Origin of the sequence: Kutzneria chonburiensis, from assembly GCF_028622115.1 — a bacterium.
Taxonomy (GTDB): Bacteria; Actinomycetota; Actinomycetes; order Mycobacteriales; family Pseudonocardiaceae; genus Kutzneria; species Kutzneria chonburiensis.
On record NZ_CP097263.1, the window covers coordinates 2,189,621 to 2,202,212 of the forward strand.

Annotated in this window: 13 protein-coding genes and 1 pseudogene; 6 read left to right on the forward strand and 8 right to left on the reverse strand. The window is 69.9% G+C overall.

The window, feature by feature from the left end; all coding sequences use genetic code 11:
• Positions 1-4: 4 nt before the first annotated feature.
• The gene (locus M3Q35_RS10035) at positions 5-538 is read left to right on the forward strand and encodes a P-loop nucleotide/nucleoside kinase family protein (protein WP_273941399.1); all 534 of its coding nucleotides are present in this window, start codon (positions 5-7) and stop codon (positions 536-538) included.
• Here the strand turns inward: M3Q35_RS10035 and M3Q35_RS10040 are convergent.
• The 3 genes from M3Q35_RS10040 to M3Q35_RS10050 are packed head-to-tail and all read right to left on the reverse strand — an operon-like array spanning position 498 to position 1,927.
• A complete protein-coding gene (locus M3Q35_RS10040) occupies positions 498-989 on the reverse strand; it encodes a tetratricopeptide repeat protein (RefSeq protein ID WP_273941400.1) in 492 nt (163 codons plus the stop codon). The two genes, M3Q35_RS10035 and M3Q35_RS10040, sit on opposite strands and share 41 nt — an antisense overlap.
• Positions 986-1,630, reverse strand: a complete 645-nt coding sequence (locus tag M3Q35_RS10045) for a YidC/Oxa1 family membrane protein insertase (RefSeq protein WP_273941401.1) — start codon at positions 1,628-1,630, stop codon at positions 986-988. Before M3Q35_RS10045 ends, M3Q35_RS10040 begins: the two co-directional genes overlap by 4 nt.
• A 45-nt stretch (positions 1,631-1,675) precedes the next feature.
• Positions 1,676-1,927 (reverse strand): DUF6412 domain-containing protein, encoded by a 252-nt coding sequence (locus M3Q35_RS10050; RefSeq protein WP_273941402.1) that lies wholly within the window; start codon positions 1,925-1,927, stop codon positions 1,676-1,678.
• 85 nt (positions 1,928-2,012) lie between these two features.
• Here M3Q35_RS10050 and M3Q35_RS10055 point away from each other — a divergent pair, with 85 nt between their 5' ends.
• Positions 2,013-2,873, forward strand: a complete 861-nt coding sequence (locus M3Q35_RS10055; protein ID WP_273941403.1) for an alpha/beta fold hydrolase — start codon at positions 2,013-2,015, stop codon at positions 2,871-2,873.
• Here M3Q35_RS10055 and M3Q35_RS10060 read toward each other — a convergent pair.
• The 3 genes and pseudogenes from M3Q35_RS10060 to M3Q35_RS10070 all read right to left on the reverse strand — a co-directional run bounded on the left by M3Q35_RS10060 (position 2,866) and on the right by M3Q35_RS10070 (position 5,134).
• Positions 2,866-3,090 (reverse strand): DUF5703 family protein, encoded by a 225-nt coding sequence (locus M3Q35_RS10060; RefSeq protein ID WP_273941404.1) that lies wholly within the window; start codon positions 3,088-3,090, stop codon positions 2,866-2,868. The genes M3Q35_RS10055 and M3Q35_RS10060 overlap by 8 nt on opposite strands.
• A complete protein-coding gene (locus M3Q35_RS10065) occupies positions 3,087-3,689 on the reverse strand; it encodes a YncE family protein (RefSeq protein ID WP_273941405.1) in 603 nt (200 codons plus the stop codon). The genes M3Q35_RS10060 and M3Q35_RS10065 overlap by 4 nt, the downstream gene beginning before the upstream one ends.
• Positions 3,690-4,178: 489 nt before the next feature.
• A pseudogene (locus M3Q35_RS10070) lies at positions 4,179-5,134 on the reverse strand (aldo/keto reductase).
• A 73-nt stretch (positions 5,135-5,207) separates the two neighbouring features.
• Between M3Q35_RS10070 and M3Q35_RS10075 the strand changes: the two are divergent.
• Genes M3Q35_RS10075 through M3Q35_RS10085 form a run of 3 tightly spaced genes read left to right on the forward strand, consistent with a single transcriptional unit; the run spans position 5,208 to position 7,405 of the window.
• Positions 5,208-6,254, forward strand: coding sequence for an LLM class F420-dependent oxidoreductase (locus tag M3Q35_RS10075; protein WP_273941406.1), 1,047 nt, complete (start codon positions 5,208-5,210; stop codon positions 6,252-6,254).
• A gap of 15 nt (positions 6,255-6,269) precedes the next feature.
• Entirely contained in the window at positions 6,270-6,971 is a 702-nt protein-coding gene (locus M3Q35_RS10080) for a histidine phosphatase family protein (RefSeq protein ID WP_273941407.1), read from the forward strand.
• Positions 6,972-7,027: 56 nt separating this feature from the next.
• Entirely contained in the window at positions 7,028-7,405 is a 378-nt protein-coding gene (locus tag M3Q35_RS10085; protein WP_273941408.1) for a nuclear transport factor 2 family protein, read from the forward strand.
• Here the strand turns inward: M3Q35_RS10085 and M3Q35_RS10090 are convergent.
• A complete protein-coding gene (locus tag M3Q35_RS10090) occupies positions 7,390-10,584 on the reverse strand; it encodes a tetratricopeptide repeat protein (RefSeq protein WP_273941409.1) in 3,195 nt (1,064 codons plus the stop codon). The genes M3Q35_RS10085 and M3Q35_RS10090 overlap by 16 nt on opposite strands.
• A gap of 92 nt (positions 10,585-10,676) precedes the next feature.
• Between M3Q35_RS10090 and M3Q35_RS10095 the strand changes: the two genes are divergently transcribed.
• Positions 10,677-10,862: a hypothetical protein gene (locus M3Q35_RS10095; RefSeq protein ID WP_273941410.1), complete on the forward strand. Its 186-nt coding sequence runs from the start codon at positions 10,677-10,679 to the stop codon at positions 10,860-10,862.
• Positions 10,863-10,916: 54 nt separating this feature from the next.
• On the opposite strand, the gene M3Q35_RS10100 is transcribed toward M3Q35_RS10095, so the two are convergent.
• Positions 10,917-12,491, reverse strand: coding sequence for a M4 family metallopeptidase (locus tag M3Q35_RS10100; RefSeq protein WP_273941411.1), 1,575 nt, complete (start codon positions 12,489-12,491; stop codon positions 10,917-10,919).
• Between the last annotated feature and the right edge of the window lie 101 nt (positions 12,492-12,592).

Consider the following 12,592-nt stretch of genomic DNA (forward strand, 5'->3'; position numbering starts at 1 on the left):
TTCAGTGACGACTGAAAGCAGTATCCAACACAAGACAGAAGACCCAACAACGCTCAGAGGGAAGGGCCAGGTCATCGCCGTCTGCGGCTCTCCAGGAGCCGGCAAGACCACCGTCGGCCGGGCCATCGCCAGTCACCTCGGCGTGCTCCTGCTGACCCGTGACGAGATCACGACCGGCCTCCGGCGGTCCGCCGGCGGCTCCCACCGCGAGCAGGCCGAGGCGATCATGATCGACCTTGCCCAGCGACTCGCCGGCGTGCGCTTCGTTCTCGAGACGTCCTTGGTGCCCAAGGAACTCGCGCACATGGTTGGCCTGTGGGTGCACGTCGTCGCCCGCCCCGAGGTGATCGACGCGCGCCTGCACGCCCGTCCGGACCAGCGGCTGGCGGATCAGTTCCGGCGGGGCGAGATGCCGGCGGCGATCTTCGCCCCGCCGGCCGGGGTCGACGTGATCGAGATCGACACCTCCGACACCGAGGCCCCGGACCTCGAGCCGGTCATGACCAGACTCGGTCCAGGTCCTCGGCGTACAACGTGATGGCCCGTTCGTAGCGCCGGATCTCCTGGTCGGACGTGGTGTCCACCAACAAGGTCAGCAGGCCGGCGACGGCTTCCTTGGCGTCGCCGGCGTTGTACCGGGCCATGGCCAGGAACACCGCGAGCGCCCGGTCGGTCGGGAACTCGAGCACACCCGCGGTCAGCACGTTCACGGCTTCGACGTACTGGCCGAGCGTCCGATAGGTGCTGCCCAGCCCGAGCATGGCGCCGCGGCGTTCGACGGAGGAGAGGCCGTCGCCGTCGAGGGCCCGTTCGTAGAACGGGACGGCTTCGCGTTCCAGGCCGAGGGCGTCGTGCACCCAGGCGGTCTGGTAGGCGACCTGGCTGTCGTCGGGGGCGACCGACGACAGCTCCAGCAGCAGCTCGCGGGCCTCGTCGAGGGCCCCTGCTTCCCGCAGCGCCACGGCTCGGGCCAGCTCGGCTTCGGTCACCCGCTGACTTTCTCACGCCGCATGAGCAGCGCGCGTTCGAATGCGGTCCAGGCGGTCGTGGTGAGCAGGTAGATGCCGGCGGCGAGCGGCACGAACATGGCGAAGACGACCGACGCGTACGGCGCGGCCCGCAGCAGCTTGGGTCCGCCGGTCATCCGCAGGGCCGACCATGTGGCGACGGCCGCCATGAGCAGGAAGAGGCAGACCGCGGCGATGCTGGGGGAGGTGAGGAACACCGTGCTGAGCGGTGTGCCGAGCAGGGTGTGGGTGAGCAGGAGGTTGGGCTGGCCGGCGACGGTCGGTGAGAGGAACAGCCGGTACATCACGGAGAAGATGGGCAGCTGGATGAGCATGGGCAGGCAGCCGGCGAACATGCCCTTGCCTTCGCCGCCGTAGAAGGCGGCGAGTTCCTGGTTGAGGCGGTCGAGGTTGTCGCGGTGCTTGTCCTGGATGTCCTTGAGCTTGGGCATGATCTCGGCGCGCGTCTTCTCGCCGCGGACCTGGATGCGGGCCAGTGGGTGCAGGCAGAGCCGGATGATCATGACGAAGACGACGATGGCGCCGGCGGTGCCGGTGAGCGGGGCGAGGAACGAGACCAGGTGGTAGGCGGCCGTGATGAACGGATCGAGGAACGCGAACACGTGTGAGCCCTTCAGCGGAGGGTGAGTGTGGGTGCCTGAGGTGGGTCAGGCGGCTGAAGGTGCTCGGGATCGGGTGTGTCCGGCCGCGTCGGGGTCGAGTTGGCGCAGGACGCGGCGGCTGCGGGCCTGCTCGCGGGTGGCGAGGCCGACGGTGCGGGGGATGGCGTGGTCGGCGTGCCGGGTGGAGCGCAGGTGGATGGCCAGTGCGGCGATGAGGATGCCGGCGAAGAGGATGAGGCCGGCCAGGCCGGGTCCGGCGGTCATCAGGGTGGTGAACGTGGTGACGAGATCGTGCACGGTGCACCCCCTGGTTCTGCTCGGTCCGTGTCGAAAGCGTACGACATCGGTCGCAGGTGTCCTGACTACATGACACGATTCACGAATGGATGAAGTCTTCCCGCTGGAAGACGGAGTCGGGCTGAACGTGGTTCGGTCCGGTGCTCCGGACGCACCGGTGACCGTGGTGCTGGCGCACGGTTACGCGTTGGATCACCGCAGTTGGCATCGGGTGATCCCGGAGTTGGCGCATGACCAGTTGCAGGTCGTGGCCTATGACCATCGTGGGCACGGGCAGTCGGGTCCGGCGACGGCGGAGACCGCCACGATCGAGCAGCTGGGTGATGACCTGGCCGAGTTGATCGAGCGGGGTGTGGACTCCGAGCGGGTGATCGTGGTCGGCCATTCGATGGGTGGCATGGCGACGATGGCGCTGGTGGAGCGGCATCCGCGGTTGTTCTCGCAGCGGGTGTCGGGCTTGGCGTTCCTGTCGACGGCCGTGGGCCGCCGTGGTGAGACGTCGCTGGCGTGGCCGCAGGCCGTCGGCAAGCTCGTGGAGGAGTTGGAGAAGGTTTTCGGGCCGGTGGTGCGGCATATCCGGGGTCGGATCGAGCCGGCCAAGGCCGCCGGGTTGAAGTGGTGGCTGTTCGGTGACGACGCGGATGAGGATGACGCGGCGTTGACCGCGGAGATGGTGGCGGAGCACTGGCCGGCGACGGTGGCGTTGTTCCGTCCGGCCTTCGACCGGTATGACCGGGAGGCGGCGTTGACGGTGGCGGCGCGGGTGCCGGTGGTGGCCGCGGTGGGTGAGCGGGACCGGTTGTGTCCGTCGTCGAATGCGCAGGCGTTGGTGAAGGCGGTGGGGTCCGGGGACGCGGTTGTGCTGCCGGGCGCCGGGCACATGGTGCCGTTGGAGCGTCCTGACGAGGTGGTGCGGTTGGTGCGTGGGTTGGTCGGTTCTAGCTGATGGGGCCGGGGGCGAGGCTGTCGGCGCGGCGTTTGCGGCGGAGCCAGACCTTGCGGGTGCCGTCGCCGTAGAGCAGGACGCGGGACAGTTCCCAGCCGGCGAATTCGGCGTGGATGGCGAGTTGGGTGGCGGCGGTGCGGCGGGAGACCGCGGGCGGCAGTCGCAGGCCGCGGTATTCCCAGTCGCCGTCGACCACCTCGTTCGTGGCTGCTGTCATGGGTTGATCACCTGTACTCCTCCGCCGTCGGCGGACGCGACGAGCACGCGTCCGGTGGTGGGGTCGACCGCTACCGAGTTGGGTTGGCGGACGGTGTCGATGCGGTGTTTTTCGACGGGTTCGCCGCCGGCGACGTCGTAGCCGACGACCTGGTTGGTCGCGGTGAGGGTGACCCAGGCGAGGTGGCGCGCTGCGTCGTAGGCGATGGCGTAGGGGGCGCCGGGGACGGGGTATTGCTGGAGTTCGACGAGGGTGTCGGGTTTGTAGACGAGGAGTTCGCCGCCGCGGCGGTCGGTGACCAGGACGCGTCCGTAGTTGTCGGTGACGGCGTTGGTGGCGCCGTCGCCGGCGCGCAGGCCGGCGCCGATCTTGCCGGTGGCCGGGTCGAGGTCGAAGACGGCGGTGCGGAGTTTGTCGAGTACGACGGCTTTGTCGCCGATCTGGAGGGCTTGGTCGGCGCTGGCGAGGCCGGTGATGGTGCGTTCGGTTGTGGTGCCGTTGAGTACGGCGACGGCTTTGGTGTCGTGGAGGGCGACGAGGGTGTGGGTGCCGTTGGTGCTGGCGGCGACGGGTCCGCCGGGGAGTGTGATCTTGTCCACGGTGCCGGTGGGCAGGGTGATGCGCAGGAGCTGGTTGGCGGTGCGGACGGGGGCGAGGATGGTGTCGCCATCCGTGCTGAGGTTGTCGACGCGGCCGGGTAGGTCGATGGTCTTGGGGGGCGTGTCGATGCTGGTCAGGTCGTAGAGGCGCAGCGCGGGCGGGTTGTCGACGGCGACCGCGGCGGTGTGCTGGGCGGTGTCGACGGTGATGGCCGTGGCGTTCTGCGTGAGGGGCAGGACGGTGCCGGCGGGGGTTTTGCTCAGCGCTGGTGAGTCGGCCGGGGTCGCGGCGGTGACGGTGTCGGCGACCTGGAGGTCGTCCCCGTGTTCGTGCCGGACGAGCAGCCCGTGACCAGGGCCGATCCGGCGATGAGGGCGACTGCGAGCCGGCGCAACGGGTGCCTCCTTGGTGCTGTGCTGTCTCCAGCATCCCCTGCCGGCGCGTTGTGGTCACGTGGGGGTCACCTGCGTGTCATGCACGACACCCGGTCAGCCGAGCGGTCGTTCGGGATAGGCGAGTTCGATATCGCTCACGTCGTCGAGGGCGGCGCGGATGGCGGGTGGGAGGGTGAGGTCTTCGGAGTTGAGGCTGTGGTGGAGCTGGTTGGTGTCTCTGGCGCCGACGATGGGGGCGGCGACGCCGGGGCGGTCGCGGACCCAGGCGAGGGCGACGGCCAGGGGGTGGTGCCGAGTCCGTCGGCCGCGGTGACGACGGCTTGCACGATGCGTGCGGCTCGTTCGCTGCGGTGGTGTTCGACGTAGGGGGCGTAGTGCGGTGAGGCGCCGCGGCTGTCTGACGGGGTCGCGTTGCGGTATTTGCCGGTGAGCACGCCGCGTCCGAGTGGGGCCCAGCACAGGATGCCGAGGCCGTGGTGTTCGGCGGCTGGTCGGACTTCGCGTTCGATGCCGCGTTCCAGCAGGGAGTATTCGACCTGGGTGGACACCAGGGGGAAGTCGGCTTTGACGGCGGCGGTGGCGAGTTGCCAGCCGCTGTAGTTGGAGATGCCGGCGTAGCGGATCTTGCCGGCGCGGGCGGCGGCGTCGACGGCGCTGAGGGTTTCCTCGAGGGGGACGTTGTTGTCCCAGGCGTGCAGCTGCCAGAGGTCGATGTGGTCGACGGCGAGTCGGCGCAGGGAGCCGTCTAGGGCGGTGAGCAGGGCGCCGCGGCCGGCGCCGCCGCCGAAGGGGCCGTCGTCGCGGCGGGCGACGGCTTTGGTGGCGATGACGAGGTCTTCGCGTTCGACGATGTCGCCGACCAGTGTGCCGAGGATTTCCTCGGCGTGGGGGTGGACGTCGGCGGTGTCGACGAGTGTGCCGCCGGCCTCGATGAAGGCGGTGAGCTGCCTGGTCGCCTCTTCGGCGTCGGTGTCCTTGCCCCAGGTCATGGTGCCCAGCGCCAGCCGGGAGACCCGAAGGCCGCTGCGGCCGAGGTGTCTTTGCTGCACGGGTGGGAGCCTATGCCGATCTTGGCGGTTGGGCCTGTTGCCGTAGAGGTTACTGGCGGGTAGGGTCCGGCTGGTGCGACTTGGGCTGAACCTCGGATACTGGGGCGCGGGTAACGACGCCGACAACCTGGAGCTGGCCAAGGAGGCCGAGCGGCTGGGTTTCGCGGTGGTGTGGGCGGCCGAGGCCTATGGCTCGGACGCGCCGTCGGTGCTGTCGTGGGTGGCGGCCCACACGTCCACGATCGACGTGGGCAGCGCGATCTTGCAGATTCCCGCTCGTACTCCGGCGATGGCCGCGATGACCGCGGCGACCCTGGACACCCTCTCGGGTGGTCGGTTCCGTCTCGGCCTCGGTGTGTCGGGTCCGCAGGTGTCGGAGGGCTGGCACGGTGTCCGGTTCGACAAGCCGCTTGCGCGGACCCGTGAGTATGTCGACATCGTGAAGTCGGCGTTGCGGCGGGAGAAGCTGCGGTACGAGGGCAAGCACTACACGCTGCCGTTGCCGGACGGGCCGGGCAAGGCGCTGACGTTGACCGTGCATCCGGTGCGGGAGCAGATCCCGATCTATCTGGCGGCGGTTGGTCCGAAGAACCTGGAGCTGGCCGGGGAGATCGCCGACGGCTGGTTGGCGGTGTTCTACTCGGCCGAGTTCGCGTCGGAGTCGTTGGCGCAGGTCGCGGCCGGTCGGGCCAAGGTCGGCAAGACCCTGGAGGGGTTCGACGTCGTGCCGACCGCGCCGCTGGTGCTCGGTGACGACTGGCAGGCCGCCGCCGATCAGGTCCGTCCGTATGCGGCGCTGTATGTCGGTGGCATGGGCAGCCGGGAGAAGAACTTCTACAACAACTTGGCGTGCCGGATGGGCTTTGAGGCCGAGGCGGCCGAGGTGCAGGAGAAGTACCTCGCTCGTGACTACGCCGGCGCGATGGCCGCGTTGCCGGTCGAGTTCCTGGGCGCCACCTCGCTGCTGGGCCCGGTGGAGCGTATCGCCGACAGCATGCAGGCGTTGGCCGGGGCGGGCGTGACGACGTTGACCGTGTCGCCGATGCACTTCGACCTCGACCTGAACGTGACGGCGTTGCGGGCGGCGGCGGAGGCGCTGGACAAGTCGGGCGTGGCCTGACCGTAGGCTGCGGGTGTGGCGACTCTGATTCTGCTGCGGCACGCGCAGTCCACCGCTAATGGTTCCGGTCTGCTGGCCGGCCGGTCTCCTGGCGTGCAGTTGGCCGAGGCCGGTCAGGCCCAGGCGGCCAAGCTCGTGGAGCGGTTGGCCGGTGTCGAGCTCGCCGGCATCGTGTCGTCGCCTTTGTTGCGCTGTCAGCAGACCATCGCGCCTCTCACTGCCGCTCGGGGGATCGAGCCGGTGATCGAGGACGATCTGTCCGAGGTGGACTACGGGGAGTGGACCAACAAGGCGATCAAGGATCTCCTCAAGGAGCCGTTGTGGTCGGTGGTCCAGCAGCATCCTTCCGCCGCCGTTTTCCCTTCCGGTGAGGGGCTCGCCGCCGTGCAGTCCCGTGCCGTCGCCGCCGTCCGTCGGCATGACGCGCGTATCACCGCTTCCCATGGCGATGAGGCCGTGTGGTTGGCGTGCAGCCACGGCGACGTGATCAAGTCCGTCCTGGCCGATGCCTTGGGCACCCACCTGGATTCGTTCCAGCGCATCGTCGCCGACCCGTGTTCGGTCTCGGTCGTCCGCTACACGCAGACCCGGCCTTTCGTCGTGCGGATGAACGACCACGGTTCCGAGTACGCCGCCATCGTTCCCGTGAAGCCCAAGTCCGAGGAGGAGGCCAAGGCCGCCTCCGATGCGGTGGTCGGTGGCACGACCGGCCCTTGATAACCGGAACGCTGACTCCGTATTCTGGGTTCGTCACCGAACCCAGGGGGAACACCATGCCGACTCCGGCCGAGGTCTTCGAGCAGTTCCGTCAGGCCGGCGAGCACGCCGATGTCGAGGCCTTCCTCGACATGCTCGCCGATGACGTGCTGATGGAGTGGATGTACCCCATCCCCGGCTTCCCGGCCCAGCTGCGGGGCCGCTCCCAGCTCCAGGAGTTCTACGGCCGCCAGTCCTCCCGGGTCGGCAGCCACCGCAGCACCTACCGCGACGTCGTGCTGCACCAGTCCACCGACCCCGAGGTCGTGATCGCCGAGTACGTCCGCGACATGACCGCCGTCGACACCGGCCAGACCACCACCAAGCCCTGCGTCGCCGTCCTGCGCGTTCGCGACGGCAAGATCCTCAACTTCCGCGACTACGTCCGGTTCTGATCGATCAGCTCGAGCAGCCGTTCCCGAACCTGCCGGGCGTTGCTGAGATCGGTCTCGGCCGTGAGCAGCGCACGGCATTCGCTGTTGGCCGCCAGGGCCTCGTCCAGGTCGGTTCCCGAGAAGGTGCGGGACATCGCGAAGGCGTGCAAGGCGGTGGCTCGGGCGGTGTCCGCGACGTCGGCGTCCGCCGCCAGGGCCCGGGCCCGGTCGGCTTGAACCACGCCCGCCGACACCCGGTCCGACAGGCACAGCGCCATGGCCAGGGTGGCACGCCACAGGACGTGATGGTCGGCATCGGCGGTTTCGGCGACGGCGTCCACCCATCGCTCGCCAAGGTCAGCCGCGTCCGCGCAGTTGTCGTCCCGCAGCAGGGCGAAGAGAAGTCCGAACAGTGCGCCCATGAACGCCATCCGGTCGCCACCGACCCGGTGCCGGCCGGGATGGTCGGCCACTGCGCGTGTGAGTAGGCCGATGACCTCCGCCACGGGCGCGCCGGCGGCTTGGCGGACCGCGCCCAGCACGCCGAGGGCCCTGGCCACCAGCTCCGGATCACCTTGCTGCTCCCGGATCGTGACCGCTTCGCGCAGCATGCTCGTCGCCTCGACGAGCTGACCGTCGGGCGCCAGCGTCGCGCCGAGCTGTTCGAGGTGGTGGGCCAGCCGATGCGCTGTTCCCGGGTTGCGCTCGACCATCGATCGGGACAGCTCGACGGCGCGGCGGCGCACGGCGAGCTCGTCCGCCGCCCGCCCGGCTTCGTCCAGTCTGGCCGCGTGGTCGTCGAGCTGGCCGACCAGCAGCTCGGCCAGCGACCAGTCGGCGCTCAGGCGCACCGCGAGCTCGTAGGCCTCGTCCAACACCGGCGCGGCCCGCTCCCACTCGCCGACGCGATCGAGGATCTTGGCCAGGCCGACCAGACACCGGGCCAGACTGGGCAGGTGCGGGACGGGGTGGCCGCGGACGATGTCGACGGCCTGCCGGGCCAGGGCCTCGGCCGTGCTGAAGTCGCCCGTGCTGGCGTGTTCGTCGGCGACGATCAGCAGTGTCGAGGCATAGCGGTCGGCGTGGGCGGCCGGATTGCTCTCGGCCAGCCGGGCGGCGGACTCGAGTGCCTCGCGGCGATGGTGTTCGCTCTCCCGTGCCTGTCCCTCGTCGCGCAGGCAGGCGGCCAGCAGGCTGTGCATCGCCGACTGCTCGGTCTCGAACGCGGCGGGGTTGTGGCGCCGGATCTCGTCGAACGCCGCGATCGCCCGGCGCAGCACCGGCAGCGCTTCGGCACGCCGGTCAATGGAAGCGGTGAGGGCCTGGCCCAATGCGCCGAGCGCGGCGGCCCGGGCGGAGTCGGCGGATGGGGCGTGGTGGTCGAGTGTTCGCAGCGCCGCTTCAGCCATTTCGACGGCGTCGTCGGCCAACCCGACGGCCACGAGCACCTGGCTGGTGCCGGTCAGCATGACGGCCAGTTCAACGGGGTCGTTCGGGCCATCGTGCAATGTCCGGGCCAGCGCTGTGGCTTCACGGCACAGTTCGACCGCCCGTTCCACGGCGCCGGCCCACCACGCTCGGGTCGCGAGTGAGACAAGCATCGACGCCTTGGCGATTCCGTCGGCCTGTTCGAGCGCGCGGCCCAGCAGCGACTCGACCACCGCGAACATGCCGGCATCGAGGTTGATGTCGCGGGCGGGAAACGTGTTGGCCACGGCGATCAGGGCCTTGGGCGCCAGGTGGGTGAGCGCGGTGAGCGCCGCGCCGCCCGCGTCGAGGGCCAACCGCGGGTCGGCCAGCAGCAGCGTTTCGAGGTGGGCGGCGACGTGCGGGTGGCGTCCGGGGGCCGACGCCGCGGCGAGGAAGGTGATCGCACGGTCGACGCCGGTCGGCGGGGAGCCGTCGGCGGGCCGGGCCAGCAGGGCGTCGAGGTCGGCGGTGGCCCACGGTTGGGCTTGCAGGGTCAGGGCCAGGAAGTCCTCGGCCAGGCGGTCGGGCAGCAGTGGTTGCAGTACGTGATCGGCGGCGGGATAGCAGTACGAGTGGTCCATCAACACAGTCGCCGCGTCCGGCATGAACGAGAGGGCCTGGGCGGCTTCGGCGTAAGGGCGAGCGCCGATGAGGCAGGCGGCGAAGACGGTGCGGCGCATGGCATTCGGCACCGTGCGGAAGTCGGGGCGTTCGAGCAGACGGACCCAGTGGGCTTCCTCGCGGTCGAGCAGATACGCCGACAGGTCGCCGGGCTCCGTGGGCGGCGCGACCTGGCGGAGGTGAGCGTCGACGGCCACCAGGGCGGCCATGTGCAGGGACAGCGCGAGGCCGAGGTCCGGGTGATCGAGATCGGCCGGCGGAATGATCCCCTCGGCGTCGGAGACGCCGAGAGCACGGGCGAAGGAGTCGCGGGCCAGGGCGAAGACCCGGGCTCGATCGTCGACGGTTGAGGCCAGCGCGGGCAGGGACAGCTCGGCGGAAGTGGCCTGGCGACTCGACAGCTCGTGGCGCAGCGCCGGCCAAGGGGACGTGGATCGGGCCAGCAGGAGGAACCGGGTACGGCGGCGGGGATCGGTGTGGCGGTCGACCAGGGCCACGAGGTCGGTGTGCGGGATGCGGTCGGCGTAGTCCACGACCACCACCAGATCGCCGCGTTGGCCGGTGGTGCCCCAGCTCGCCTCGACCTGCCAGCCCGCGGCGGCGGAGTCCGTGGCGAATCGGCGGCCCAACCGGGTCTTGCCCTGACCGCCCGGGCCGTGCAGCCACAGCGCGGACACCCGGGCTTCGCCCTCGCGCCACGCGGACAGTCGACGCAGCTCGTCGACCCGTCCGGTGAACTCGACGATCTCGTTCTCGGTGACCAGCAGCTGGCTCGGGCGATCGACGAACCGGACGGGGTCGACGACGGCCGGTGGCGCAGCGGTCGCCGCGTCGAAAGCCCGTAGCCAGTAGGCGGCATGCCGCTTCTCGGGGTCGAGACCATCGGACCGGCCCGCCGCCAGGCACCCGACCACGAACGCCTCGACGGTCTCCCGCCGGGGACTGGTCCTGCCCAGCAGCAGATCGCTGAAGGTGGACCGGCCGATCCCGGTTCCGCCCTGGCCAGCGTGACCGCGCAGCTGAGCCTTCTTGGTGATCTCCCGATAGGACGGTGTCCCCAGTTCGGCCCGCAGCTGATGCAGCACGTCGAGCCATGGCCGCGCCGGCACAACCCGCCCCCTGTCCGGTGTGTCCGGCCGGACCAACCGGACGACCGGGACTCCCACGCTGGATCACGTCCACCGATGAAGGGAGAAAACCGATGTGGTCCACGGCTTTCGACGCCATCACCGCCGCGGCCGCCTGGCCGTGGCTGGATCCGCTGACGACGGTGCTGCACACGGTGGGCAGCGTGCTCGGGCTCGCCGTCACCGTGCGTCAGATGATCCAGTGGCAACGCGACCAGCATCGCGGCCGTGCCGTCGGCCGTTACCGACGCCGGCGGTGAGAAGAACACGGAAAGGCCCCGGTCCCAGGGACCGGGGCCTTTCACACGGCGCGACTAGTTGACGTTGACGCCGCTCCACGCGGCGGCGACGGCCTTGTACTCGGCGCTGCCGGTGCCGCCGTAGAGGTCGGCGGCGGCCGCGAGGGTGCCGGTGCGGGCCTGGGCGTACTTGGTGGTGGAGACGAACTTCGTGGTCAGGGCGCGGAACCAGATGGCCTGGGCCTTGGCGATGCCGATGCCGGTCAGCTTGGCGCCGTTGGAGGTCGGGCTGTTGTAGTTGACGCCGTTGATCGTCTTGGCGCCGCTGCCCTCGGCCAGCAGGTAGAAGAAGTGGTTGGCCACGCCGGAGGAGTAGTGCACGTCCTTGTTGCCGACGGTGGAGGACCAGTAGTCGGCCGAGTTGCCGTCCTTGGAGGGCTGGTCCATGTAGCGCAGCGGCTTGCCGTTGCCGAAGATGTCGATCTTCTCGCCGATCAGGTAGTCGCCGACGTCGGAGGCGTTCTTGGCGTAGAACTCGACGGCGGTGCCGAAGATGTCACTGGTGCCCTCGTTGAGGCCGCCGGACTCGCCGGAGTAGACCAGGCCGGCGGTGGCCGAGGTGACGCCGTGCGACATCTCGTGGCCGGCGACGTCGATGGCGGTCAGCGGGTGGGCGTTGCCGGAGCCGTCGCCGTAGGTCATGCAGAAGCAGCTGTCGTCCCAGAAGGCGTTGACGTAGCTGTTGCCGTAGTGCACCTTGCTCAGCGCGCCGACACCGTTGTTCTTGATGCCGTTGCGCCCGAAGGTGTTCTTGTAGAAGTCCCACGTCTCGGCGGCGCCGTAGGCGGCGTCGGCGGCCGCGGTGTTGACCGTGGTGGCCTTGCCGTCGCCGAAGACGTTGTTGGTGCTGGTCGCCAGGGTGCCGGTGCCGGAACCGTGGTTGAGGGTGTTGACCTGCTGGTTGCCCCGCGAGCCGTCCTTGAGCTGGTACGTGCTGCCGGACTGGGTCGTGGTGAGGGTGACCTTGCCGGAGTACTCGGTGTTGCCGGTGCCGGTGGCCTCCTCGATCCCGTTGTAGGAGTACAGCACCTTGCCGGTGGCGGCGTCGGTGAACACGTGCTGCTGGATCGGCGTCTGGTCGGCCTGCACACCGGTGACCACGGTCTCGTACGCCAACGTGGGCGCGGTGTCGACCGCGTAGACCACCAGCTGCGGGGCGGACTTGGCCAGGTTGGTTCCGGTCACCGAGGCCAGGGCGTCGGCCGCGGCGACGTTGGCCGACAGCTTGGGCGCGGCCGCGGGGGCGAGGCGGGCGGTGTTGGCGTAGGTGACGTGGCTGACCGCGCCGGCCGCGGACTGGTCGACGATCAGATCGCCGCCGAGCACCTTCAGACCGTTGTAGGTGCGGTCGTAGCGCAGGTGCCGGGTACCGTTCGCGTCGGTGACGACGTCCTTGACGACCAGCTTCTCCTGGCTGCCGAGCCCGAGCGTGCCCGCCAGCGCGGGCGCCTGGTCGGCCGCCGCCTGCAGCGCCGCCTGGTGGGCGACGAGCGGGTTGACCGGCGCCGCGGTGGCGGTGGTGTACCCGGCGACGGAGCTGAGCAGGGCCGCCGCGGTGGCCGCGGCGCAGCACAGGGTCACACGTTTCATCGAGTCTCCTCGTTCCTGGTGCAGGGATGTCCGTCGCCGCGCAAAACCTGCGATTAGGTACGGAACGGACATCGGGAACGAGTTCGATCCTGCCGAGAAGC